21 protein-coding genes are annotated in these 22599 nt (G+C 73.9%); 8 read left to right on the forward strand and 13 right to left on the reverse strand.

Features of this window, described 5'->3' with window-relative positions:
- Positions 1 to 18: 18 nt before the first annotated feature.
- Positions 19 to 1173: a magnesium and cobalt transport protein CorA gene (locus ACZ6AA_RS30920; RefSeq protein WP_468448784.1), complete on the forward strand. Its 1155-nt coding sequence runs from the start codon at positions 19 to 21 to the stop codon at positions 1171 to 1173.
- Between the two features lie 4 nt (positions 1174 to 1177).
- On the opposite strand, the gene ACZ6AA_RS30925 is transcribed toward ACZ6AA_RS30920, so the two are convergent.
- Together ACZ6AA_RS30925 and ACZ6AA_RS30930 are read right to left on the reverse strand one after the other, a co-directional pair.
- The gene (locus ACZ6AA_RS30925; RefSeq protein WP_468448785.1) at positions 1178 to 1597 is read right to left on the reverse strand and encodes a CBS domain-containing protein; all 420 of its coding nucleotides are present in this window, start codon (positions 1595 to 1597) and stop codon (positions 1178 to 1180) included.
- A gap of 127 nt (positions 1598 to 1724) precedes the next feature.
- Positions 1725 to 2357, reverse strand: a complete 633-nt coding sequence (locus ACZ6AA_RS30930; RefSeq protein ID WP_471461445.1) for a nucleoside/nucleotide kinase family protein — start codon at positions 2355 to 2357, stop codon at positions 1725 to 1727.
- 43 nt (positions 2358 to 2400) lie between these two features.
- Here ACZ6AA_RS30930 and ACZ6AA_RS30935 point away from each other — a divergent pair, with 43 nt between their 5' ends.
- The 3 genes from ACZ6AA_RS30935 to ACZ6AA_RS30945 all read left to right on the forward strand — a co-directional run bounded on the left by ACZ6AA_RS30935 (position 2401) and on the right by ACZ6AA_RS30945 (position 5539).
- Positions 2401 to 3120, forward strand: a complete 720-nt coding sequence (locus ACZ6AA_RS30935; protein WP_471461449.1) for a DUF2293 domain-containing protein — start codon at positions 2401 to 2403, stop codon at positions 3118 to 3120.
- 338 nt (positions 3121 to 3458) lie between these two features.
- The gene (locus ACZ6AA_RS30940; protein WP_468448791.1) at positions 3459 to 3938 is read left to right on the forward strand and encodes an anthrone oxygenase family protein; all 480 of its coding nucleotides are present in this window, start codon (positions 3459 to 3461) and stop codon (positions 3936 to 3938) included.
- A gap of 110 nt (positions 3939 to 4048) precedes the next feature.
- Positions 4049 to 5539 (forward strand): glutamate synthase subunit beta, encoded by a 1491-nt coding sequence (locus ACZ6AA_RS30945; protein WP_471461453.1) that lies wholly within the window; start codon positions 4049 to 4051, stop codon positions 5537 to 5539.
- 55 nt (positions 5540 to 5594) lie between these two features.
- Here ACZ6AA_RS30945 and ACZ6AA_RS30950 read toward each other — a convergent pair whose 3' ends face one another.
- The 3 genes from ACZ6AA_RS30950 to ACZ6AA_RS30960 all read right to left on the reverse strand — a co-directional run bounded on the left by ACZ6AA_RS30950 (position 5595) and on the right by ACZ6AA_RS30960 (position 7759).
- Positions 5595 to 6422, reverse strand: a complete 828-nt coding sequence (locus ACZ6AA_RS30950) for an SAM-dependent methyltransferase (protein WP_471461456.1) — start codon at positions 6420 to 6422, stop codon at positions 5595 to 5597.
- A gap of 164 nt (positions 6423 to 6586) precedes the next feature.
- Entirely contained in the window at positions 6587 to 6802 is a 216-nt protein-coding gene (locus ACZ6AA_RS30955) for a DUF397 domain-containing protein (protein ID WP_190117043.1), read from the reverse strand.
- A gap of 96 nt (positions 6803 to 6898) precedes the next feature.
- Positions 6899 to 7759 carry a helix-turn-helix domain-containing protein gene (locus ACZ6AA_RS30960; protein WP_030358762.1) on the reverse strand — a complete coding sequence of 287 codons (861 nt, stop codon included), beginning with the start codon at positions 7757 to 7759 and terminating at the stop codon, positions 6899 to 6901.
- A 216-nt stretch (positions 7760 to 7975) separates the two neighbouring features.
- On the opposite strand from ACZ6AA_RS30960, the gene ACZ6AA_RS30965 reads away from it, so the two are divergent.
- Both ACZ6AA_RS30965 and ACZ6AA_RS30970 read left to right on the forward strand, forming a co-directional pair.
- Positions 7976 to 8545: an ATP-binding protein gene (locus tag ACZ6AA_RS30965; RefSeq protein ID WP_471461461.1), complete on the forward strand. Its 570-nt coding sequence runs from the start codon at positions 7976 to 7978 to the stop codon at positions 8543 to 8545.
- Between the two features lie 48 nt (positions 8546 to 8593).
- A complete protein-coding gene (locus ACZ6AA_RS30970) occupies positions 8594 to 9049 on the forward strand; it encodes a hypothetical protein (protein WP_468448799.1) in 456 nt (151 codons plus the stop codon).
- 75 nt (positions 9050 to 9124) lie between these two features.
- On the opposite strand, the gene ACZ6AA_RS30975 is transcribed toward ACZ6AA_RS30970, so the two are convergent.
- The 4 genes from ACZ6AA_RS30975 to ACZ6AA_RS30990 all read right to left on the reverse strand — a co-directional run bounded on the left by ACZ6AA_RS30975 (position 9125) and on the right by ACZ6AA_RS30990 (position 13089).
- The gene (locus ACZ6AA_RS30975; protein WP_468448801.1) at positions 9125 to 9313 is read right to left on the reverse strand and encodes a hypothetical protein; all 189 of its coding nucleotides are present in this window, start codon (positions 9311 to 9313) and stop codon (positions 9125 to 9127) included.
- A gap of 161 nt (positions 9314 to 9474) precedes the next feature.
- Positions 9475 to 10194 (reverse strand): DUF899 domain-containing protein, encoded by a 720-nt coding sequence (locus ACZ6AA_RS30980; RefSeq protein WP_471461470.1) that lies wholly within the window; start codon positions 10192 to 10194, stop codon positions 9475 to 9477.
- A gap of 208 nt (positions 10195 to 10402) precedes the next feature.
- Positions 10403 to 11593, reverse strand: coding sequence for a cytochrome P450 family protein (locus ACZ6AA_RS30985; protein ID WP_471461473.1), 1191 nt, complete (start codon positions 11591 to 11593; stop codon positions 10403 to 10405).
- A 134-nt stretch (positions 11594 to 11727) separates the two neighbouring features.
- The gene (locus ACZ6AA_RS30990) at positions 11728 to 13089 is read right to left on the reverse strand and encodes an amidohydrolase (protein ID WP_471461474.1); all 1362 of its coding nucleotides are present in this window, start codon (positions 13087 to 13089) and stop codon (positions 11728 to 11730) included.
- Positions 13090 to 13268: 179 nt separating this feature from the next.
- Here ACZ6AA_RS30990 and ACZ6AA_RS30995 point away from each other — a divergent pair, with 179 nt between their 5' ends.
- Positions 13269 to 14234 carry an endonuclease/exonuclease/phosphatase family protein gene (locus tag ACZ6AA_RS30995; protein WP_468448809.1) on the forward strand — a complete coding sequence of 322 codons (966 nt, stop codon included), beginning with the start codon at positions 13269 to 13271 and terminating at the stop codon, positions 14232 to 14234.
- A 90-nt stretch (positions 14235 to 14324) separates the two neighbouring features.
- Here the strand turns inward: ACZ6AA_RS30995 and ACZ6AA_RS31000 are convergent, their stop codons facing one another.
- A complete protein-coding gene (locus ACZ6AA_RS31000; protein WP_468448811.1) occupies positions 14325 to 15377 on the reverse strand; it encodes a phosphatidylinositol-specific phospholipase C domain-containing protein in 1053 nt (350 codons plus the stop codon).
- Between the two features lie 328 nt (positions 15378 to 15705).
- Between ACZ6AA_RS31000 and ACZ6AA_RS31005 the strand changes: the two genes are divergently transcribed.
- Positions 15706 to 16179 carry a DUF3574 domain-containing protein gene (locus ACZ6AA_RS31005; protein WP_468448813.1) on the forward strand — a complete coding sequence of 158 codons (474 nt, stop codon included), beginning with the start codon at positions 15706 to 15708 and terminating at the stop codon, positions 16177 to 16179.
- Positions 16180 to 16312: 133 nt separating this feature from the next.
- On the opposite strand, the gene ACZ6AA_RS31010 is transcribed toward ACZ6AA_RS31005, so the two are convergent.
- The 3 genes from ACZ6AA_RS31010 to ACZ6AA_RS31020 all read right to left on the reverse strand — a co-directional run bounded on the left by ACZ6AA_RS31010 (position 16313) and on the right by ACZ6AA_RS31020 (position 22336).
- Positions 16313 to 16747 carry a hypothetical protein gene (locus tag ACZ6AA_RS31010; RefSeq protein WP_468448815.1) on the reverse strand — a complete coding sequence of 145 codons (435 nt, stop codon included), beginning with the start codon at positions 16745 to 16747 and terminating at the stop codon, positions 16313 to 16315.
- Positions 16748 to 16814: 67 nt separating this feature from the next.
- A complete protein-coding gene (locus tag ACZ6AA_RS31015; protein WP_471461482.1) occupies positions 16815 to 19178 on the reverse strand; it encodes an SWIM zinc finger family protein in 2364 nt (787 codons plus the stop codon).
- Complete coding sequence (locus tag ACZ6AA_RS31020; protein ID WP_471461484.1) at positions 19175 to 22336, reverse strand: DEAD/DEAH box helicase; 3162 nt, start codon at positions 22334 to 22336, stop codon at positions 19175 to 19177. Before ACZ6AA_RS31020 ends, ACZ6AA_RS31015 begins: the two co-directional genes overlap by 4 nt.
- Positions 22337 to 22599: the final 263 nt, after the last annotated feature.

Genomic DNA, 22599 nt, shown 5'->3' on the forward strand with positions numbered 1-22599 from the left:
CAGCACGAGGAGCTGCACATGTCGATGTCGGGCAACCTGCGGAAGGTCGGAAGCCTCCGCAAGGTCGGGAATCTGCGGAGCGTCCGCGGCCTGCGCAAGGTCGCGGGACTGACCCGGCGCGGCCCTCGCGTCGACCTGAGCCACCCCGCCCGCTCCCCGCTGGGCTCATCGGTGGTGAAATGCGTGACCTATCGCAAGGGGGTGCGCCAGACACCGGCCCGCGACGGCGATCTCGTCGAGGCCGTGGGACACGTCCGCAAGCACGAGGACGGCTTCGTGTGGCTGGGTCTGCACGAGCCGACGGAGCGGGAGTTCGCGGGCATCGCCGAGCTCTTCGACCTGCACCCGCTGGCGGTCGAGGACGCGGTCCACGCCCACCAGCGGCCGAAGGTCGAGCGCTATGGCCAGACGCTGTTCGCCGTGTTCAAGACGGTCTGTTACGTGGAGCACGCCGAGCTGACCGCGACCAGCGAGGTGGTGGACACCGGCGAGATCATGGTCTTCGTCGGCAAGGAGTTCGTGATCACCGTCCGGCACGGCAGGCACGGCTCGCTCGGCCCGCTGCGCGAGGAGCTCGAGGGGACACCCGACCAGCTGGCGCAGGGCCCGGCGGCGGTGCTGCACGCCATCGCGGACCAGGTCGTGGACGACTATCTGGAGGTGGCGGACTCGGTGCAGTCCGACATCGACCAGGTCGAGGCGGAGGTGTTCGCGCCCGAGGGCGCCCGCGGCGCCGACCCGGGCCGGATCTATCAGCTCAAGCGCGAGCTCCTGGAGCTGAAGCGGGCGGTGGTGCCGCTCGGCCGCCCGCTGCAGATCCTCGCCGCCAAGCCGATGCGGCTCGTCGCCCCGGAGATACAGGCGTACTTCCGCGACGTGGACGACCACCTCAAGCGGGTCACCGAACAGATAGCGGCCTTCGACGAACTGCTGAACTCGATCCTCCAGGCGCATCTCGCCCAGGTGACGGTCGCGCAGAACGAGGACATGCGGAAGATCACGGCCTGGGCCGCGATCGTCGCCGTGCCCACGATGGTCTGCGGGGTCTACGGCATGAACTTCGACCACATGCCCGAGCTGCGCTGGCAGTACGGATACGGCCTGGTGATGGGGGTGATAGCGACAGCGTGTGTCCTGCTGTACCGAGGCTTCCGGCGCAACGGCTGGCTGTGACGGATCAGGACTTGGCGTAGACGCTCTCGACCCAGCCGGAGAGCTGTTCGTCGGTCAGGTGCTTGGCGAGGTCGGCCTCGCTGATCATCCCGACGAGGCGCTTGTTCTCGATCACGGGCAGCCTGCGGATCTGGTGGCCCTGCATCTCCTGCAACACCTCGTCGACGTCGGCGTCCGAGGCGATCCAGCGCGGTGTGCCCCTGGCCATGTCGCCCGCGGTGACCTTGGCCGGGTCGTGCCCCATCGCTACGCAGCCGACGACGATGTCGCGGTCGGTGAGGATGCCGCACAGCCGGTCGTTCTGGTCGCTGATGGGCAGGGCGCCCACGTCGAGTTGGCGCATGAGCTGGGCCGCGCGGTCCAGGGTCTCGTGCGCGGGGATCCACTGGGCACCCCGGTGCATGATGTCTCCGGCGGTGGTCATGGGTACCTCCCGGTGCCGGACGGCCGGCGCGGCGCGGGGGCGCCGCTAGTCCCGGCGTCCTCATTCTCGCCGCGGCGCCCACAGGCCGCACCCGCAGCCGCCGCGGGGCCGATCGGCGCTGGTCGGGTCAGCCCGTCCAGGCCGGGTGGCGCGGGTCGTCGGCGCGGACGACGACATCGGCCGCGGCGGTGGGGTCGTTCTCCGCCTCGTACCGGTCGAAAGCGGGCAGGGCCCACTGTTCGTCCGGCGGGGTGCGCCGCCGCAGGGCGCCGGAGGAGAGGTGTACGTGCACCGTCAGGTCGAAGGGGAACCAATGGCCGAGCAGCAGGGGGCCGTGCAGCAACAGCAGGGCGCCGGGAGGGAGTGCGACGTAGGGGGTGCGGGTGGCGCGGTCGGCGTGCGGGTCCCACAGGTCGGGCAGGACCTGGCCGGTGCCGCCCGGGTCCAGCGGCCCGAAGACCTCACGCCAGAGGGCGCCGGTGTCGAACCAGCCGCTGTAGTACGCCTCGACGTCCTCGTGTCCGTACTCGAGGCGCAGCGAGGCGGGCCGCAGGAACCCCGCTGTGCCGACGACGAGCGAGGGTCGCCCGCGCACGCGCAGCGCCTCGCCCACCGCGGCGGCGAGTTCGCCGGGGCGGGCGGCGGGGGCGCCGTCGAAGGCGACGCGCGGCCAGGCACCGCCGTCCCCCGGTTCCAGGTCGAGCAGCCGGTCGGCGAGGGTGTCCGTGAGGCGTTCCCAGGTGATCGCTTCGAGTCGCACAAGGCCATGATGCGGGGTGCCGACGGGCGGGCATGAACCGGGCATGGCAGTTCCTCGCGGGCGCACCGGGCCCGTCGTCATCCAGCCGCTGAAGCGCAGGCGTTGTGCGGAGTGCCGGGGCGGGCCGCTGGCCCTGCTCGTCCACGAGGGCGGGGAGCCCCGCTGTCTGGACTGCGCCGACCTCGGGCATCTGGTGTATCTGCCGCGCGGGGACACGGCGTTGACGCGGCGGGCGCGGGAGGGCAGTGGGCTGTCCGCGGTGGTCGTGCGGTTCAACCGGCGCAAGAGCCGGTACGAGCGGCAGGGCGTCCTGGTCGAGGAGGCGGCGCTCGTCCGGGCCGAGGAGCGGTGCCTGGCCGACGCGGACGCGCGGGCGCGGCGGCGGGCGCGGGACGGCGCCCGGCGGGCCGGGGAGGACGTGCGGTTCGTCGGGGAGTTCGCGGCGGAAATCCGTCGGCTGTTCCCGTACTGCCCGTGGGACCGGGCCCGGGCGATCGCCGCGCACGCGGGTGCCCGGGGCAGCGGCCGGGTGGGCCGCAGCGCGGCCGGCCGTGCCCTGACGCCCAGGGCGGTGACGGCGGCGGTGATCGCCGCGGTGCGGCACACGGACACGGACTACGACGAGTTGCTGATGCGCGGGGTGCCACGGGGCGAGGCGCGGCGTGCCATCGCGGGGGCGGTCGAGGAGCGGTTGCGGGGGTGGCGGGCGGAGGACGGGCCGGGGGCCGGGGAGGACGAGCCCGGGCGGGGCGCCGGGGCGTGAACAGCCGGTCCCGGCCCGGGGACGGAAGGCCGGGCTGGGGTGCCACTCCGCGCCGAGGCCGCGGCCCGCACCACCGCACCACCGCACCACCGCACCACCGCACCACCGCACCACCGCACCACCGCACCACCGCACCACCGCACCGACCAGCGGACGTGCCCCGCCCGAGCGCCCCGGGCCAGGCCCCCGGCCAGTGAGACGTCGGCGTATGGGTGTGCGGGGTCCGCGTATGGCGTCCGGTGCTTCGTGGTCATTGACTGGTCACAGACATACCGCGCCGTGCAGGATCAGGCGCGTCGCACCGGCCGTCGGCGGCCGGACCCACTCAGGGAGTTGCCATGATCGACGGACCGTACTTCGTGCTCACCGTTCTCGGTGCGGTGACCTGCGCCCTCGTCGCCGGGGTGTTCATCGGCTTCTCCACCTTCGTGATGCGGGGCCTCGCCGCGCTGCCGTCGTCCCAGGGCATCGCCGCGATGAACGCGATCAACGTCACGGCGGTCAGGCCGCCGTTCATGGCCGTGTTCATGGGAGCGACCGGCGTCAGCGTGGTGCTCGCCGTGGTCACCTTCGTGGTCTGGCCGGACGAGGGCGCGGTGGAGCTGCTGCTGGGCTGCGCGCTGTATCTCTTCGGCTGTTTCGGGGTGACGGTCGTGGCGAACGTGCCGCGCAACAACGAGCTGGCGAAGGTCGACGCGGCATCCGAGTCCGGCGCGGCGTACTGGCGTACGTACGTGGCCGAATGGACGATGTGGAACCACATCCGCACCGGGGCCGCCACCGCCGCGACGGTCTCCTTCATCCTCGGTCTGACCTGAGCGTTCCCGACCGGCCTGCCCGCCGCCCCGCCCCCGGACCACATGCCGACCCCGTCTCCCCGGCATACCGTGGTGGCTGAAAGACGCGCCCTACGCGTAGGGAGACGGCCATGGCCGACCCCAAGGGGTTCCTGCGGCACCCGCGCCGGGAGTGGCCGCGGCGGCCGGTGGGCGAGCGGGTGAAGGACTGGGACGAGGCGTACGTCCCCGGGGCGCTGCTGCCCCTGATCGAGGAGCAGGCCGACCGGTGCATGGACTGCGGGGTCCCGTTCTGCCACCAGGCCTGTCCGCTGGGGAACCTGATCCCCGACTGGAACGACCTGGTCTCGCGGGCCGACTGGCGCGCCGCCGCCGAGCGGCTGCACGCGACGAACAACTTCCCCGAGTTCACCGGGCGGTTGTGCCCGGCGCCGTGCGAGGCGGGCTGCGTCCTCGCCATCAACCAGCCCGCGGTGACCATCAAGAACGTCGAGGCGGCCATCGCCGACCGCGTCTGGGCGGACGGCCTCGCCCCGCCGATGCCGCCCGAGCGGCTGACGGGCAGGTCGGTGGGGATCGTCGGGTCGGGGCCCGCGGGCCTCGCGGCGGCGCAGCAGCTGACGCGGGCGGGGCACACGGTCGTGGTGTACGAGCGGGACGACCGGGCGGGCGGGCTGCTGCGCTACGGGATCCCCGCGTTCAAGATGGCGAAGCACCACCTGGAGCGGCGGCTCGCGCAGCTGCGGGCCGAGGGCACGAGGTTCCGTACGTCGACGGAGGTCGGCCGGGACATCGGCGCGGCGGCGCTGCGGAGCCGCCATGACGCGGTCGTGCTCGCCGTCGGGGCCACGGCGTGGCGGGAACTCCCGGTTCCGGGGCGGGAGTTGGCGGGGGTCACGCAGGCCATGGAGTATCTACCGGAGGCCAACCGCGTGGGCGAGGGCGACCTCGACGTCTCGCCGCTGTCCGCCGCCGGCAAGCACGTGGTGATCGTGGGCGGCGGCGACACCGGGGCGGACTGCCTGGGCACGGCGGTACGGGAGGGCGCCGCGTCCGTGACCCAGGTGGACATCCGCGCGCTCCCCCCGGCGGAGCGGGACGAGACGGCCGACCCGTGGCCCACGTACCCCACGGTGCACCGGATCTCCCCCGCCCACGAGGAGGCCGGTGCGTTGGGTTTCGGCCAGAATCCGGACGCGGACGCGCGCCTTTTCGCGGCCTCGACGCTGCGGTTCTCCGGGGACGCTGCGGGGCGGGTGCGGGCCGTCCACCTGGGCACTGTGGACACGCGGCGGCGCCCGGTGCCCGGCGCCGAGCGGGTGCTCAGGGCCGACCTGGTGCTGCTCGCGCTGGGGTTCCGGGGGCCGGAGGTGACCGTCGGGGGCGCGGTGTCGGCACTGGGTGTGACGGTGGCACCGGACGGGACGGTCGCCCGGGACGGCGGCTACGCGACGAACGTGCCCGGGGTGTACGTCGCCGGGGACGCCGGGCGCGGCCAGTCCCTGGTGGTGTGGGCGATCGCGGAGGGCCGCGCGGCCGCGGCGGCCGTGGACCGCCACCTCATGGGCACGACGTCACTGCCGTCACCGGTGTCGGCACACGACGGCCCGCTCAGACCGTGACCGGGCGCCACGGAACCGACCGACGCCGACCCCGCAGGAGAGCAGCCCCCGCCCCTCACCCCTTGCGAGCCACCCCGCCATAAATCGGCAGCGGCCCGTCCCCGACGGGCTCCACCCGCTCGCCCAGCTCCGGATGCCACGCGTCCGCCACCGTCACACCGGGCTCCACCAGGTCGAGGCCGTCGAAGAAGCGGACGACCTCGGCGCGGTCGCGCAGGGCGAGGGTGAGGGCACGGGACTTGTAGAGGTCACCGGCCGTCCTGGCCCGGTCGGGGGTGAACTCGCCGGTGCCGTGGGACAGCATCAGAAAGCTCCCCGCCGGCAGCGCGGACACCAGCTCGTCCACCACCTCGTACGCGCCGTCCTCGTCCGGGACGAAGTGCAGCAGCGCGACCAGGGACAGGGCGACGGGGCGCGTGAAGTCGAGGGTCTTGCGGGCCTCGGCGAGGATGGCGGCGGGTTCGCGGGCGTCGGCCTGGATGTACTCGGTGGCGCCCTGGGGCGTGGACCGGAGCAGCGCCTCGGCGTGGGCGAGGACGATGGGGTCGTTGTCGCAGTAGACGACGCGGGTGTCGGGCGCGATGCCCTGGGCTATCTGGTGCAGGTTGGGCTCGGTCGGGATGCCGGTGCCGATGTCGAGGAACTGCCGGATCCCGGCCCCGGCGAGCCAGCGCGTGGCGCGCTGCATGAAGGCCCGGTTGGCGCGCGCGACGGCGGGGATGCGCGGGTCCATGGCGACGAGCTGACGGCTCATCTCCTCGTCGACGGGGTAGTTGTCCTTGCCGCCGAGCCACCAGTCGTACATCCGCGCGGGATGCGGCTTGCTCGTGTCGATGTACGACGAGCCGCCCTCGTCCCCCTGGGCCTGCCCCGTCCCGGTCATCTGTGGCTCCCTTGCCCCTTCACCGAGGTCCGCGCGCACCGTGGTCAAGGTGTGCGCGCACGACGTACGAGTTCACCGGCGGATGCGGCACCCGCCCCACCGGCCGGTGGCGTATCCGTCACCCGCCGGTGGCGTATCCACTCACCCGCCGGTGACGTACCCGGTCACGACAGCAGAAAGTCCGCCTCCCCCGACTTCGCTCCCTGTATGAACGCCCGGATCTCACCGTCCGTGTAGATGAGCGCGGGGCCGTCCGGGTCGGAGGACTGGCGGACGGCGACGCGGCCGTCGTCCAGCTTCATGGCTTCGAGACAGTTGCCGCCGTTGCCGCCGCTCCACGGCTTGTGCCAGCCCTCGGCGCCGAGTTCGCGCGCGGGCATGCCGTTGTAGATCCGGGACCCGGGGGGCCGGGAGTCGGCGCGGGTGTCGGGCCGGGACGCAGGTCCCGTGCCCGCACGGTGTCGATCTCGGTCCATTCACAGCTCCTTGCGGACATCCCGGAGGATCTCCTTCGTGCGTTGTGCGGTAGCGGCCTGGGCCGCCATGCGGTCCATGACCTCGAGATGCGTCGCCACCTCGGTGCGCGCGTCCAGATAGACGGCACCGGTCAGGTACTCGCTGTAGACCATGTCCGGCAGCTCCGCCATCGCGAAGCGGAAGAGCACGAACGGCCCGAAGGTGCCCGGGTGCGGCCCGGAGGAGAACGGCGCGACCTGGAGCGTCACATGCGGCATCTCCACGGCTTCGAGCAGCCGGTCGATCTGCGCCCGCATCACGTCGGGGCCGCCGACGGGCCTGCGCAGCGCGGTCTCGTCCATCACGGCCCACAGGCGCGGCGCGTCCTCGCGGGTGAGCAGCGCCTGGCGCTCCATGCGCAGGGCCACGTACCGCTCGATGTCCTCGGGCCGGGTCTGGCCGATGGCCCCGGAACGCAGCACGCCACGCGCGTAGCTCTCCGTCTGGAGCAGTCCGGGCACGAAGTGCGGTTCGTAGGACCTGATGAGGCTGGCGGCGCCCTCCAGGCTGACGTACATGCTGAACCAGCCGGGCAGGATGTCGTGGAAGCGCTGCCACCAGCCGGGCTTGTTCGCCTCCTCGGCGAGCAGCACGAAGGCGTCGGCCTCTTCGTCCGTGACGCCGTACGCCTTCAGCAGCAGCTGGAGGTACGGGATCTTCAGCGCGACCTCGGCCGTCTCCATGCGGCGGACCGTGGCGGGGGCCACGCGGAGTACCCGCGCGGCTTCGTCGCGTTTCAGACCGGCTCGTTCGCGCAGGTCCTGCAGGCGACGACCGAGAACGACCTGTCCGACGGTCGGCGCCGACCGCGGTTCGCTCACGTCCTACCTCCACCCACTTCGCGTCGCTCTCTGCATCGCCGTTGTGCGACTGGCGTTACCGTGCGTCACCGCACTTCACCACGTGTCGCGCACGTCACGCCGCTCGGTGAGGCGTTGCGAGAAGTGTGCCATGGGACGTCTCAAAGGGACATGTCACTGTGCACTTTTCAGAGTGGCCCTTGCCAAGGTGTTCGCGGCGGGGCGATAGTGGAGAGCGTGACTCCGCCCGCATCGTTAGGAACTGAAGCCACCCATGCCCGACTTGGCCTGCGTGCCGAGGGTCGGGCGGAGGCTGGCGAGCCTTGCGTCACCTTCACCCTGGCCGCGACGCCGAGTTCGGTGGCGCGGGCGAGGCGGCTGACGCGCGATCGGCTCTGTTCCCTCGCGGTCGGCGACGACGCCTGCGACCTGGCGGCGCTCGTCGTATCGGAGCTGGTCACCAATGCGATCGTGCACACCGCGAGCCGCACCGTCGTCTGCGAGATCTGCACGGGAGCCGACACCGTGCGGATAGCCATACGCGACGAGGGTCGGAACGCGGGCGTGCCACGGCCGACAGGGCTGCGGGGACCTGACGAGGAGCATGGGAGGGGACTGCTTCTCGTGAGCGCCGTGAGCAGCGCATGGGGTGTCCAGGACTCCGGATCCGGCCTTTCGGTGTGGGCGGAGCTGCCCAGATCACCCGATCCGGCGGCGTGCTCCGGCACGCGGGAGACCGGTGTCCACGGTTTCGATACGGAGGCCTTCGACGTCGAAGGCGTCGAGGCCTTGACCGACGGCCTGTGAGCCGACTGACGGGGATGCGAGTGCGACAGTGATGCGGTCGGGGGACATGTGAGCACGAGGACAGCGCGACTGCTCGACCTTGGCACCTTGGTACGGCTCTCGCGAGAGCGGGAGCGGGCGGTCGGACGGCGAGTCGTGAGTGTGCAGCCAGTGGCACGACTCGCCGTCCCCGCCGGAATGCGGCAACCCCTCGGCTGCGACGCGGTCGCCATGCCGGCGGAGTTCGGTCCGCGCCTCCTGGAGCGACTGCCCCGGGTGGGATGTGTGTACGAGGACGGGCCGCGCTGGTGGTGGATCGTGCCGGCGGACTCGGACGTGGCCCTGCAGTGGCCGCCGTCGACGTTCTACTCGCCGGGCGCCGTGGTGCCGGACGCGACCCGGGAGCCGGTGCTCGTGCACCGGCCCGAAGGCTCTGTCCCCTATACCCCGCCGATCCCCCTGTATCTGGGCCTGTGCCGCCTGGCCGGGGCCGTGCCGGGGTGGGCGGGGGCCGTCCGGGCCTGAGGCCCGGGCACGAAGAGGGGCCGAGGGCGGTTCGCCCCCGGCCCGCCGCGGCCCATCGGGCCGCGCGACGCGATGTCAGGCCGCGGAGCGCCCGCTCGCCTCCTGACCGCGCACGACCACCAGGAAAGCGTCGCTCGACAGGTCCATCACGACCTCCGCGCACTGTCCCTCTCGGCGCCGGTCCCGTGCGAACTCCTCCGCGGGCCACGACCCGCGCGGTCCGCCCGCCGGGAAGCGCTCAAGCACCACTCGTCCGTTCATCATGTTCACGTTCCCCCGTGTACGACTCAGTGTTCGGTACGGCGTTCTCAGAGCCACGTTCTCAAAGACACAGACCCTGCACTGAGGAGAACGCGCGCCGCACCCCGATCGACTCACAACGTGACCTAACCGAGACGGAGTTGGGGCCGTACGGCAGCACGGTGTCAGTATCCGTGCCCGTCGTACGCCCCGTACTCGTCGTATTCGTCGTGGTACCGCACCCGGTCGCTCCCCGCCGGGGCCCCGAGCGCCGACGCCCGCCCCTGCGGCCGCTCCCACTCCTCCTGGCGGCCGAGCGCGGTGAGGTCGAGCAGGCTGGTGGTGGAGCCGATGCCGTCCAGGCCCCGGTCGAACGTGGAGTACGTGTGGAAGACGCGGTCGCCGTCGCGCAGGAAGCAGCTGAGGCCGGGGCGGTCCTGGACGCGGCCGTCGGAGCCCGCGAAGGACGCGGCGAAGTCGCGGTTGAACTCGCCGCCGCACGCGGAGAACCAGGGCACGACCCAGCCCATGCGGGCCTTGAAGGGCAGGATGCGGGTGAAGGGGGCGCGCGAGACGGCGACGAAGGTCGTGCCCCGCGCCCGCAGGTGCGCGAGGTGCCCGATCTGGTCGAGGAACGCCGAGCAGCTGCGGCAGCCCGCGTCCCACTCGGGGGCGAACATGAAGTGGTAGACGATCAGCTGGACGCGGCCGTCGAACAGGTCGAGCAGGGTCGCCTTCCCGTCCGCGCCGTCGAACAGATAGTCCTTGTCCACCTCGACCATGGGGAGCCCGCGCCGGTCGGCGTTCAGCTCGTCGCGGGCGCGGGTGGCGGCCTTCTCCTTGGCGAGCAGCTTCTCGCGGGCGGCCAGCCACTCCGCGCGCGTGACGATGTGCGGCAGTCCCATGGCGCATTCCTCCGGATCCGGTCCGCGGTTCGCGGGTTCTCGGGAGGGCTGACTGGATGTCTCACAAGAACTCATCGGTCCCGTACGGGATTTCCCGGATTTTTTCTCAGCCGGTCCGTCAGGGGTGGCCCCTGGCCCGGCCGAAGGGCCCGCTTCGGAGCACCGGCCCGGGTCAGAACACCGAACCGGCCCGGAACACCGGCCCGGTTCAGAACACGACCGGCAGCGCGAGCAGCCCCCGTGCCCGCATCGAGGGCCGCCACCGCAGTTCGCTCTCGGGCACGCCGAGCGCGAGGTCCGGGAAGCGTTCGACGAGCGCGCCGATCGCGGTCGTCAGCTCCAGGCGGGCCAGCGGCGCGCCCACGCAGTGGTGGATGCCGTGGCCGAGGGCGAGGTGGCCGCTCGCGTCGCGGTCGAGGTCGAGGCGGTCCGGGTCGGGGAAGCGGCCGGGGTCGCGGCCCGCGGAGCCGAGGCCGAGGAACACGGTCTCCCCGGCAGGGACGGTCACGCCGCCGATCGTGACGTCCTCGCGCGCGAAGCGCCGGATGGAGAACACGGCCGACGTGTCGTACCGCATGAACTCCTCGACGGCGCCCGGCAGTCGCGCCGGGTCGGCCCGCAGGGCGGCGAGCTGCTCGGGGTGGCGCAGGAGGGCGAGGGCGGCGTTGCCGATGAGCTGTACGGCGTTCTCGTACCCGGCGAAGTGGAGCAGGAAGGCGAGTGAGGTCAGCTCGTCCTCGCTGAGCCGGTCGCCGTCGTCGCGCGCCACGATCAGGTCGGAGAGCAGGTCGTCGCCCGGCCGCTCGCGCTTGTCGGCGATGAGCGCGGTGTAGAACCCGAGCATCGCGACGACGGTCTCCTTGGCGCGGTCGGGCTTCGCCGGGTCCGGCGCGATGAGCGCGTCGGTCCAGTCCGTGAAGTCGCGCCGGTGGTCGGCGGGCACGCCGAGGAGGTCGCAGATGGTGATGACGGGCAGCGGCGCGGCGTACGCGGCCACGAGGTCGGCGCGGCCCGCGCCCTCGACGGCGTCGAGGAGTGCGTCGGCGGTGCGCCGGACGGGCGCGCGCAGGCTCTCGACCCGGTGCTTCGTGAACGCCTTGACGACCAGGCGGCGGATGCGGGTGTGGTCGGGCGGGTCCATGTTCAGCATGTTCGCGTCCAGCGCGGGCGGCAGCGAGAAACCGCGGTAACTCCCGGGCAGCGCGCGCCTCTTGTCCACCGAAAGGCGCTGGTCGGCGAGTGCCGCGCGGACGTCCGCGTAGCGCGTCACGAGCCAGGCGGGGGTGCCGTCGGGCCCGGCGATCCGCCGCACGGGGGCGCTCTCGCGCAGGTGCGCGTAGGTGCCGTAGGGGTCGGTCATGAGCCCGTCGAGGTGATCGGGTTTCGCGGGAGTCGCCATGGGTTCCACCCTAAGGAGCGCGGCGGGCCGGAGATCGGCGGGCCCGGCGGCAGGGTGCGGCGCCCCTGGCCGCGGGCATGCGGCGCCCCGGCCGCGAGGGGCCCCCGTGCCCCTGGGACGACGGCCCCGCCCCCTCACCCGTCGTACTCCTGGATCCGCTTCCCGTGCCCCCGCTCCACCAGCGCGGGCATCCGCTCCCCCAACTCCCCCACGACGGCCGCCACATCGACCGTCAGGAGCTCCCGGTCCCGCATCAGGACGCGGCCGTCGACGATCGTCGTGCGTACGTCCCCGCTGCGCGCGCTGTGCACGAGGGTGGCGGCCATGTCGTGCACGGGCTGGGTGTGCGGTCCGGAGAGGTCGACGAGGATCAGGTCGGCGCGGCGGCCCACGGCGATGCTGCCGATCGAGTCGCCGAGGCCGACCGCGCGGGCGCTCTGGAGCGTGGCGTGGTGCAGGGCCTGCCGGGAGGTCAGCCAGCGCGGGTCGCCGGTCGTGGACTTCTGGACGAGGGCGGTGAGCGCCATGGCCTCCCAGACGTCGAGGGAGTTGTTGGAGGCGGCGCCGTCCGTGGCGAGGCCGACGGGGATGCCGATGTCCGCGAGCTCCCGCACCGGTGTGGTGTCCCAGGCGAACTTCAGATAGCCGCGGGGCGCGCTCGCCACGCCGACGCGGCCCGTGGCCCCGGCCAGGACGGGCAGGTCGCGCTCCACGATGCCGGTGCCGTGGGCGATGAGGAGGTCGACGTCGAGGAGCCCGGCGCGGTGCAGGATCTCGATGGGCGTGGCGCCGTGCCGGGCGAGGCTGTGCTCGGTCTGGGCGCGGCTCTCGGCGGCGTGCAGATGCACCAGCAGGCCGTGTTCGCGGGCGAGTTCGGCGGTGGCGGCGAGGTCGGCGTCGTCGACGGTGTACGGGGCGTGCGGGGCCAGGCAGGTGGTGATGCGGCCGTCGGCGGATCCGGCGCGGCGCAGCGCGAAGTCCAGGGACGCCTCCCGTCCCTCGGGGCCCTGGGAGGAGAAGTACGCCTGCCCGAGGCCGGCCCGCAGGCCGGTCGCGGCGACGACGTCCGCGACGGTGTCCATGGCGAAGTAGTGGTCGGCGAAGGTGGTGACGCCGCCGCGGATCATCTCGGCGCAGGCGAGGCCCGCGCCGAGTTCCACGTCGCGCTCTTCGAGGTTGGACTCGATGGGCCAGACGTAGTCGTTGAACCACTCCTCCACGGGCAGGTCCTCGGCGATGCCGCGCAGGGCCACCATCGGGGAGTGGGTGTGGCAGTTGACGAGGCCGGGCAGCACCGCCTGGCCGCGGGCGTCGATGCGCTCGGCGGTGGCGAGCGGGGCCGCGGCGGCGGTCGTGGTGACGTCGGCGATGACTCCGTCGCGTACGACGATCGCGGTGTCCTCCGCGAAGCCGACGCGCTCGGCCGAGTCGTGGAGGAGGGCCGTGCAGCCCATGACGATGAGGTCGGCGGGGCCGGATGCGGCAGGCTCGGTCATCCGTTCACGGTACGGGGAGTGGGTCGCCGTGGGCCTGTCGCGGCAGGCGTTTCGGGGGCACTCTGGCGTCAGCCGCCCGCCCTGCCCCGGGCCCGCGGGAAGACCTCACGACGGCGCCCGCGCGAGCGCCCGCCCCGGCCGGGGAACGCTCCCGCCACGACGCCGGGAAGGAGCCCGGCATGCTCCTCGGGACCTGGAACCTGGAGAACCTGTACCGGCCCGGCGGCCCGTTCGGGCCGAGCGACAAGGCGGCGTACGAGGCGAAGCTGAGCGCGCTCGCGGAGACGGTCCGCGCGCTGCGCCCGAGCCTGCTCGGCGTGCAGGAGGTCGGCGATCCGGCGGCGCTCACCGACTTGGCGGGGATGCTCGACGGCGACTGGCGCACGGCGGTGTCGGAGCACGCGGACAGCCGGGGCATCCGGGTGGGGTTCCTGAGCCGGCTCGACCTGGAGGTGCTCGCCGACGTGGCGGCGTTCCCGGCGAAGCTGCGGCCCGTGCAGGGGGATGACGCGGGCACACCGGTCGCCACGACGGGGCGGGGCCTGTTCGCCGTGCGGATCGTCACCCGGGCCCTGACCGTGGACGCGGCGGTCTGTCATCTGAAGTCGAAGCTCCTGACGTACCCCGGCGGCCGCTTCCAGCCGCGCGACGAGGGCGAACGGGCCCGCGTCGGGGCATACGCGCTGTACCGCCGCACCGCCGAGGCCGCGACCCTGCGCGCGCTCGCCGACCGGCTGCTCGGCGGGGCCGGGCTCGACCGCGACGTGGTGGTGCTCGGCGACCTCAACGACGAGGTGGCGGCGGCCACCACCCAGATCCTGCTCGGCCCGCCGGGCTCCGAGCTCGGCACCCCCGGCCACGACAGGCCGGACAAGGGCGACGCGACCCGGCTGTGGAACGTGGCACCGCTGATACCGGCCGACCGCCGCTACTCCCGCGTCAACTTCGGCCGCCGCGAACTCATCGACCACGTCCTGATGAGCCACCGCCTGACCGGCAGGGTGACGGCCGACGGCGAGGCGGGCACGGGGCTGCCGGACGAGGCGGCGGGGCCCGAGCTGCCGTCGGTGGGGGCGGATCCGCAGGCGCGCAGGGACGCTCCGGGGTCGGATCACGCGCCGGTGTGGATACGTTTCCAGCCCTAGCGCGCGACCGCGCCCCCTCGTCCGCATCGACGCCCCGCCTGCGTCACCGCCTGCGTCACCGTCTCCGTACCCGTCTCCGTCTCTGTCGCCCTAGCCGCGCGGAAGGACCGTGGACAGCACCCCCGGCAGCGGATACCAGTCGGACGACACGATGCTGGCGTGCCGTCCCGCGAGGAGGGCGACGCGGTCGCGGGCCTGTGGCTCGGTCGGGTTGGTGGCGCTGATGGCGGGCGGGACGTTGTGGGCGTCGGACATGACGACGAGATAGCGCCGGTCGGCGTACCACTTGGTGTCGACGGACCCGCCCGCGTACACCGACGCGTCCCCGTCGAACAGCACGAACCACGGCCGGATCGAGGTGTCCTGGTAGCGCGTGCGCGGGTCGCCGGACGCGGCGCCGAGCACGGCGGGGAAGGCACCGGCGTCCGCGAGGCGGCCGGCGGCGGCGAGGTCGCGCAGATGGGTGGCGTACTCGCGGTCGGTCCACAGCTTGTCGGCGGGGTTGCCCTGTTCGACGGTGCCGGGGATCAGCTCGACGATGAACTTGCCCGCGAGGTCGGCCCGGTCGGGCCAGCCCTTGCTCCGCACGGCCTCGTCGAGGTTCGCGCTGCCTTCGGCGAGCTGGCCCGGGCGGTAGAGGGCGTCGCCGAGCTTGCCGCGCAGCAGGGCGTCGAGTTCGGCGGGGCCGCGGCCGTTCTTCGCCTGGAAGCCGTCCTTCAGCTCGACCTTCACGAGGACGGGCCGGTGGCCCGGGTGGGCGTCGTGCCAGGCCTTCATGTCGGCGAGGCAGCCGTCGAGCCGCTGGTTGCGGGCCTTGGTGCGCAGCTCGTCGGGCTTCTGCGCGTTCTCGCAGTTGTTGTCGTTGCCGACGGGGTTGCTGTGCGAGACGCGCCAGCCGCCGCCGAAGACGTTGGTCCACACGTCGAGTTCGAGCATGGCCGCGCCGGAGTCCAGGGCGTCCGCGAAGTAGGGGTACTTCGCCTTCTCGTACGCGTTGTGGACACCGACGCCGGTGGTGGCGGCGTACGGGGAGGCGGCGGGCCCTGACGCCGGGCCGCTGTCGGCGAGGGCGGGCGGGGCGGCGGTGAGGGCGCCGAGGACGGCGCAGGCGAGGAGGAGGGCCCTGCCACGCCCGCGCGGCACCCCCGCCCCCTCACTTCCCGCACGCCCCGCACGCCCCGCACGCCCCGCACGCCCCGCACCTGTTGAACACTCCGCCACTCCGCGCACTGCCGTCCCCTCCGCCACACCCGTCAAGTCCTGGGAAAGGTAAGGGATGAGAGTGACGGGACGGAAGACGGCGACTTACGGACAGCCCCGTGTGCCACCACGTCCAGGAGGCCGGGGTCCTCTACTGTGTACGCCCGTCGACGCCGCTCCGCACCCGGCCGCCGACACCCCGTACCTCCGTACCCCCCTGCACCCGTCGCCCGGCCCGCGCGGCCGCGCGCCCGCACGAAAGGCGGCCTCCATGGCCCTCACCCTCACGCTCACCGGCCCGCGCCTCGCCCTGGCCGCCACGGCGGCGGTCCTCGCGATCGGCGCGCCGACGGCGTACGCGGCCCTGGACTCCGAGGACACGGCACCCCGCACGCGGGCCACGGCCTCGCGCGGCGAGCCCTTCGTCGAGACCCGCCTGTTCTTCGGCACCGAACGCCCCGACGGCGGCCCGGCCGTGACGGACAAGCAGTTCATGAAGTTCATCGACACCGAGGTCACGCCCGGCTTCTCCGACGGCCTCACCATCCAGCAGGGCCGGGGCCAGTGGAAGGACAGCAACGGCAGGATCGAACGGGAGCGCTCGTACGAACTGATCCTGCTCTACCCCACCGCCGAGGCGAAGAAGCGCGACGTCCTCATCGAGGAGATCCGCTCCGACTACGAGAAGAAGTTCAAGCAGGACTCGGTGGGGCGGTTGGACGACCGGGCCCGGGTGGACTTCTGACACGCGTCGACCGGGACAATCGCGGGGTGCCGGGAACTGGCTGTACGTCATTGCCCCCGGCACCGTGCGGACACGGACAGCGGCGGCCCGGACCGGGGCGAGGACGTCCGCGCCCTTCCGGGCGCGCGCTGACCTAGCCGAGCGTGACGTCGCCCACGGTGTGGGCCTGGATGACGTCCCCGTGCTGCACGCCGCCGCTGATGGTGTTGCGCACGGTGCCGCCCCGCCCTTCCGCACCCCTCTCGGGCGCCAACTCGTCCAGCAGCACCCGCAGTTCGGCGGCGGCCTCGGGGTCGTCGCGCAGAGCCCGCCGCATCCGGTTCCTCCACTCGGCCTGTACGTCGGCGGCGGTGTCCGCGTCCTCCGCGTCCCGCGCGGCGACCAACTCCTCGCGCGCCTCGTCGAGTTCACCACCGACGGCGACGGCGGCATCGTCCGCGCCCTCCGCACGCCGCCGCGTGAAGAACCCGACGACCCGCTCCCGCGCGTGCGTCCACCCGTCCCCCACCATCGACTGCACGAGCGCCGTGGCTCCGGCCGCCGCGAGGGCGGTCAACTCTGCGTCCATGGGGTCTCCTTCGTCGCCGCTTCCGCTGCTGCTGCCGCTGGAGGCTCCACGGTAGCGGCCGCGTGCGTCAGGCGCCGAGCAGACTCGTGAGGGCGCCGACCGGGTCCTCGTCGGCGGGGCTGTCCGGCCACCAGTCGGCCCGGTCGGCGTGGGGTTCGGCACGGTAGGGGTACCAGCGGCCGTCGCGGCCGTAGCGGATCTGGTAAGTGCCGGTGGGGTCCGTGAGGTGGTTGCGCTTGATCGTCATGCGGGGCAGGTCCGCGGCGGCGAGGGCGCCCCTGGCCCGGTCGAAGGGGCCCGCCGGTGGGTCCCAGGGGGACTCCAGGACCGCGAGGCCCTCCTCTCCGCCCTGCCGCCAGGCCGCCGCCGCGCGGGACAGGTCGGCGGGGGCGCGGCCCACCGACGCGGCCAGCGCGGCGAATTGACGGCTGAACGTCCGGCGGCCCGTCAGCCCCGGGTGCGACGCGGCAAGCCGCACCGCGTCGAGCCAGGCGTCGGCCGCGAACGGGGACTCGTCCCACCGCAGGTACGCGTGCGCCCGCGCCGCCGCGTCCGTCGCCAGGAACTCAAGCGCCGTGGCGTCGGGCGCGCCCGGCACAGCGGGCAGCAGGGGCGGTTCGCCAGGGTGCGGTGGGACGGGGAACGAGGGTGGGAGCGGGGGGCGGTAGTCGGTGGCGAGGATTTCCCGGGCAGGGGTGCCGGGGAGGGTCAGGGGTGTGAGGGGTGGTGTCGCGGGCCCCTCGGGGTGAGGTGTGGGGGTGTCCTGCGGTGGGGAGGACGGGTCGGCTGGCGGCTCGGCGGGGAGGGCAGTCGTCGACATGGAGGGCAGCGGGGGCGTCGACGTGGAGGGCAGGGGGTTCGTCGACGTGGAGGGCAGGAGCTTCGTCGGCAGGGAGTGCTGTGGGCCCCTCGTCGTGGAGGGGCTTGCGTTCTCCGGGTGTTGGAGGGGGCGTGGGGTGTCCTGCTGCGGGTGCGCCGGGGGGCTGCTGCCTGGGTTGGGAGCGGGGGGTCGGCGGATGGCATTGCGGGCCGCTTCGGAGGGGCGGGGGGTGGTGCGGGATGCGTCCGACGGACGGGCAGCGTCCCCCACCCGACCGGCAGGACGGGCAGCGTCCCCCACCCGACCAGCAGGACGGGCAGCGTCCCCCTCCGCAGCCGTCGGGCGGACGGTGTCGCCCGCCTCCGGGCTCTTGCGGGCCGCCTTCCCCGCCCTGGAAGCCGAGCGGATGGCCTTGCGTGCCGCGTCCGACGGGCGGGCGGCTTTCCGTACCTCAGGCAGGTCGTCCGGCTTGGCCGCCGGGCGGGCAGCGTCACCCTGTCCGGACGTCGGCGCACGGAAGGTGCCGTCCGCATCGGCCGCCGGACCGGAGCCGTTGTCCGCACCGGCCGCCGGGCCGAAAGCCTCGTCCGCCCCCGCAGTCGGACCGAAAGCCTCGTCCACCCCCGCTGCCGGGCCGAAGGCGTTGTCCACCCCCGCCGCCGGGCCCAAGGCCTCGGCTGCCCCGGCCGCCGGACCGAAGCCGTCGTCCCTCCCCGGCGCCCGACGCACCGCCTCGCCGACCCCGACCCCGGCCTCCGTCTCCTCCCCCGCCTCCCGGCTGGCGTCACCGTCATCGGCCCCCGCCCTGCCGACGTCGTCCGACGAAGCCGCCGCCGACGTGGCCCCGGACGTCGGTGCCTCCCCGTGCGGGAGCACCGCCGTCTCGCCGTGTGCGGTCTCCCTGGCCGCGAGGTGCGCGTTGCGGCGGGCGAGTTCGTCCAGTACGCGCGTCTCCTCCGCGCCCCGTACGAGGAGGAGGACGAAGGGGTCGGCGTCCAGGATGCGGGCTGTTTGGTAGGTGAGGGCCGCGGCGTGTTTGCAGGGGTGGCCGCGGTCGGGGCAGGTGCAGGTGGGGACGAGGTCGCCGTGGCCGGGGAGGAGGGGGACGCCGGTGTGGTCGGCGGTGGCCGCGAGGGCCTGGGGCATGTCGCGGGTGAGGAGGGCCGTGAGGTGGGCGGGGTCGGCGACGGCCGCGTCGAGGAGGCGGTCCCAGTCGACGGGGGTGAGGGTGCGCATGCGGAGTTCGGCGCGGTAGGGGCGGGGGCGGCTGCCGTGGACGTACGCGGTGATGCGGCCCGGCGCGACGGTGATGGTGTCGACGTGGCCCTCGCGGGCGTACGCGCGGCCGCGGGCCAGGCGGGCCGGGTCGAGGGCCGAGCCCTCCAGGGCGGCGATCCACGCGTTGCCCCACCAGGTCGAGGCGAAGGGGGCGTCGGGGTCGGTGCGGGGCGGGAGGGCGGGGAAGACGCGGGAGCGGGCGCCGCCGCCCACACCGGGGAAGATCCGGGAGGGGGCGCTGTCGCCCAGACCGGACGACGTCCGGGAGGGGGCGCCGTCGCCCTGGGGACGGGACGTCCGGGAGAGGGCGCCGTCGCCCATGGCAGAGCTCATCGTGCCCTCCGCAACGTCACCAAGTCGGACAGCTCCGCGTCCGACAGCTCCGTGAGGGCCGCCTCCCCGCCGTCTCCGAGGACCGCGTCCGCCAGCGCCTGCTTGGCGGCGAGGAGTTCGGCGATGCGGTCCTCGACCGTGCCCTCGGTGATGAGGCGGTGGACCTGGACGGGCTGGGTCTGGCCGATGCGGTACGCGCGGTCGGTGGCCTGGTCCTCGACGGCGGGGTTCCACCAACGGTCGTAGTGCACGACGTGGCTCGCGCGGGTCAGGTTCAGGCCGGTGCCTGCCGCCTTGAGGGAGAGGAGGAAGACGGGGACCTCGCCCGCCTGGAAGCGGTCCACCATCGTCTCGCGCGCGGCCACCGGCGTACCGCCGTGCAGGAGTTGGGTGGGTACGCCGCGCGCGGACAGGTGGGACTCAAGGAGGCGCGCCATCTCCACGTACTGGGTGAAGACGAGCACCGAGGCACCCTCGGAGAGGATCGTGTCGAGGAGCTCGTCGAGGAGTTCGAGCTTGCCGGAGCGGGAGCGGCCCGCGCCGGTGCGGGCCGCGCCGTCCTTCAGGTACTGCGCGGGGTGGTTGCAGATCTGCTTGAGGGCCATGAGCAGCTTCATGACCAGGCCGCGGCGGGCGATGCCGTCGGCGGCCTCGATGCGGGCGAGCGTCTCGCGCACCACCGCCTGGTAGAGCGCGGTCTGTTCGCGCGTGAGGGGCGCCGGGTGGTCGGTCTCCGTCTTCGGGGGCAGTTCGGGGGCGATGCCCGGGTCGGACTTCTTGCGGCGGAGGAGGAAGGGGCGTACGAGGCGGGCCAGGCGCGCCACCGCCTCGTCGCTCTCGGCGGACCCGCCGGTCTCGGCGAGGCGGGCGTGCCGGGCGCGGAACGCCTTGAGCGGGCCGAGCAGCCCGGGGGTGGTCCAGTCGAGGAGGGCCCACAGCTCGGAGAGGTTGTTCTCGACGGGCGTGCCGGTGAGGGCGACCCGCGCCGCCGCGGGGATCGTGCGCAGCGCCCGGGCCGTGGCCGCGTGCGGGTTCTTCACGTGCTGTGCCTCGTCGGCGACGACCAGGTCCCAGTCGCGGGCGGCGAGTTCGGGGGCGCTGGTGCGCATCGTGCCGTACGTGGTGAGGACGATGGCACCTTCGGGTACGGCGTCGAGGCTGCGGCCCGCGCCGTGGAACCGGCGTACGGGGACGTGCGGGGCGAAGCGTTCGATCTCGCGCTGCCAGTTGCCGAGGAGGGAGGTGGGGCAGACGACGAGGGTCGGTTCGGGGCGCGCCCGGTGCAGGTGCAGGGCGATGAGGGTGACGGTCTTGCCGAGGCCCATGTCGTCGGCGAGGCAGCCGCCGAGGCCGAGCGCGGTCATGCGGTCGAGCCAGGCGAGGCCGCGGAGCTGGTAGTCGCGCAGGGTGGCCGTGAGGGCGGGCGGCCGCGGGACGGGGTGCGGTTCGCCGGTGAGGCGTTCGCGCAGGTGGGCGAGGGCGCCGGTGGGGACGGCGGGGACGCGTTCGCCGTCCACGTCGGCGCCGCCGGTGAGCGCGACCGTGAGGGCGTCGACGGGGTCGAGCAGGCCCAGGTCGCGCTTGCGGGCCTTGCGGACCAGCTCGGGGTCGACGAGGACCCACTGGTCGCGCAGCCGCACGATGGGGCGGTGGGCCTCGGCGAGGGCGTCCATCTCGGCCTCGGTGAGCGGGGAGCCGCCCGCCGCGCCGTCGGGGCCCGCACCCCCGCCCCCGTCCGGGCCGAGCGCCAACTGCCAGCGGAATTCGAGGAGTTGCTCGGTCTTGAAGAAGTCGAAGTTGTCGGCGGCCGTGCCCGGCGCGGGCCGCACCACGGCGGTCGCGGTCAGCTCGCGCGACAGCTCCCGCGGCCAGTGCACATCGACCCCGGCCGCACCGAGCCGGGTCGCGGTGGCGCCCAGGAGGTCGTACAGCTCGGCCTCGGTGAGCGGGAGCACGTCGGGGCGCGGCCGGTCGACGAGACGGCCGAGCGGCGGCCAGACGCGGGCGGCCCGGCGCACGGCGAGCAGCGTCTGGGCCTTGGCGCGCGGCCCGAAGTGCTCGACGCCCTCCCAGAGCCGCGCGGCGTCGACGACGAGGGTGGGGTCGGCGAGGCTGTGCACCTGGAGGACGGCGGCAGCGGCCCCGGCGGCGACTCCGGCACGCCCACCAGCCTGGGCGGCGACTCCGGCACACCCACCGGCCCCAACAGCCGCTCCGGCACCCCCGCCGGGCCCGGCCACACCGACCTCGGCCCCCACACCCGCGCCCTCCTCCTCCCCGTCGAACAAGTCATGCGCCCGCAGATCCACCCGCAGCGACACCCGCACCCCCGCGTCCTGCCCGGCCGCCACCTCCGCCGCCCACTCGCGCGCCGCGGGCAGCGACTGGGGGGCACGGGCGGCGAAGGGCGCGCCCATGGCGTACGCGGCGGCCGGGGTGCGCGGCAGGACGTCGACGACGGCGTCGACGAACGCCCTGACCAGCGCGTACGGCTCGGGCAACAGGAGCGGCGCGCGGGCGCCGGGCAGGGGCACGGCGTGCGCTTCCGGGGGCATGGCGGCGGCGATGGCCCGTAGGTGCGCGACGTCCTCGGCGCCGAGGGGCCCGGCCCGCCACGCGTCGACGTCGGCGTCGGTCAGGCCGGGCAGGAGCTTGCCCCGGGCGGCGAGGTGCAGGGCGTGCCGGGCGGCGGCCGCCCAGCAGGCGGCGGTGGGGTGCGCGGCGGCGAAGGGGCGCGCGCGGGAGGCCCCGCCAACGGAGGCGCGGGCGCGGTCCGACCCACCCGGCACGGACACACCAGGGACCGCCACACCCCCGACCCCAAGGGCACGTCCACCCCCGAACAACACCTCGACCCCCACCCCCACCGGCGCGAACAGCGCAGGCACAACCCGCCTCCGCACCCCCGCACCATGACGGCGCACGACGGTCACCTCGCCCCGCCCCCACACCCCCGAGCCCGCCGCACCGATCACATCGGGCAGCTCCCCGCCGTCCGGCCGCCACCACGCGAGCACGCCCTCCCGGGGCACCTCCGCGGGCAGGAAGACGACAGCACAACCACGTACGAGCTCGGCGAGCGCGGCACCGTCGACAGCGGGTCCGGCGACGACGCGGCGGGTGCCGTCAGAGGCAGCCCCGGCACCCTCCGCCGTCATCGCCACCACCTCGCACGCCCCTCACTCATCGCTCACACACCCTGCCCGCACACGCGCCCCTCGGCTCCCACCGCCACCCTAAAGCGGCCCCGCACCCCGCCCCGCCCCCGAGCCCGCCCGCGCGCCCTCGGCGAGCCCTCGCACCCACGGTAGGAAAGTTTCCTAACAATTATGGTCCACGATATTGACGCGCTCATGCCGCCTCGCCACCATTCCTGAAACGGAATCTCCCGCACCCCACGCGACACCCCCCACGCGATCAG

The organism is Streptomyces sp. NPDC040610 (genome assembly GCF_055594065.1).

What these genes read in the sequence shown, in the direction of transcription:
- ACZ6AA_RS30920 (WP_468448784.1), top strand. Translation starts at nt 19, where the DNA reads ATGTCGATGTCGGGCAACCTGCGGAAGGTCGGAAGCCTCCGCAAGGTC.
- ACZ6AA_RS30925 (WP_468448785.1), bottom strand. Translation starts at nt 1,597, where the DNA reads ATGACCACCGCCGGAGACATCATGCACCGGGGTGCCCAGTGGATCCCC.
- ACZ6AA_RS30935 (WP_471461449.1), top strand. Translation starts at nt 2,401, where the DNA reads ATGGCAGTTCCTCGCGGGCGCACCGGGCCCGTCGTCATCCAGCCGCTG.
- ACZ6AA_RS30940 (WP_468448791.1), top strand. Translation starts at nt 3,459, where the DNA reads ATGATCGACGGACCGTACTTCGTGCTCACCGTTCTCGGTGCGGTGACC.
- ACZ6AA_RS30945 (WP_471461453.1), top strand. Translation starts at nt 4,049, where the DNA reads ATGGCCGACCCCAAGGGGTTCCTGCGGCACCCGCGCCGGGAGTGGCCG.
- ACZ6AA_RS30950 (WP_471461456.1), bottom strand. Translation starts at nt 6,422, where the DNA reads ATGACCGGGACGGGGCAGGCCCAGGGGGACGAGGGCGGCTCGTCGTAC.
- ACZ6AA_RS30955 (WP_190117043.1), bottom strand. Translation starts at nt 6,802, where the DNA reads ATGCCCGCGCGCGAACTCGGCGCCGAGGGCTGGCACAAGCCGTGGAGC.
- ACZ6AA_RS30975 (WP_468448801.1), bottom strand. Translation starts at nt 9,313, where the DNA reads ATGATGAACGGACGAGTGGTGCTTGAGCGCTTCCCGGCGGGCGGACCG.
- ACZ6AA_RS30980 (WP_471461470.1), bottom strand. Translation starts at nt 10,194, where the DNA reads ATGGGACTGCCGCACATCGTCACGCGCGCGGAGTGGCTGGCCGCCCGC.
- ACZ6AA_RS30985 (WP_471461473.1), bottom strand. Translation starts at nt 11,593, where the DNA reads ATGGCGACTCCCGCGAAACCCGATCACCTCGACGGGCTCATGACCGAC.
- ACZ6AA_RS30990 (WP_471461474.1), bottom strand. Translation starts at nt 13,089, where the DNA reads ATGACCGAGCCTGCCGCATCCGGCCCCGCCGACCTCATCGTCATGGGC.
- ACZ6AA_RS30995 (WP_468448809.1), top strand. Translation starts at nt 13,269, where the DNA reads ATGCTCCTCGGGACCTGGAACCTGGAGAACCTGTACCGGCCCGGCGGC.
- ACZ6AA_RS31005 (WP_468448813.1), top strand. Translation starts at nt 15,706, where the DNA reads ATGGCCCTCACCCTCACGCTCACCGGCCCGCGCCTCGCCCTGGCCGCC.
- ACZ6AA_RS31010 (WP_468448815.1), bottom strand. Translation starts at nt 16,747, where the DNA reads ATGGACGCAGAGTTGACCGCCCTCGCGGCGGCCGGAGCCACGGCGCTC.
- ACZ6AA_RS31015 (WP_471461482.1), bottom strand. Translation starts at nt 19,178, where the DNA reads ATGAGCTCTGCCATGGGCGACGGCGCCCTCTCCCGGACGTCCCGTCCC.
- ACZ6AA_RS31020 (WP_471461484.1), bottom strand. Translation starts at nt 22,336, where the DNA reads ATGACGGCGGAGGGTGCCGGGGCTGCCTCTGACGGCACCCGCCGCGTC.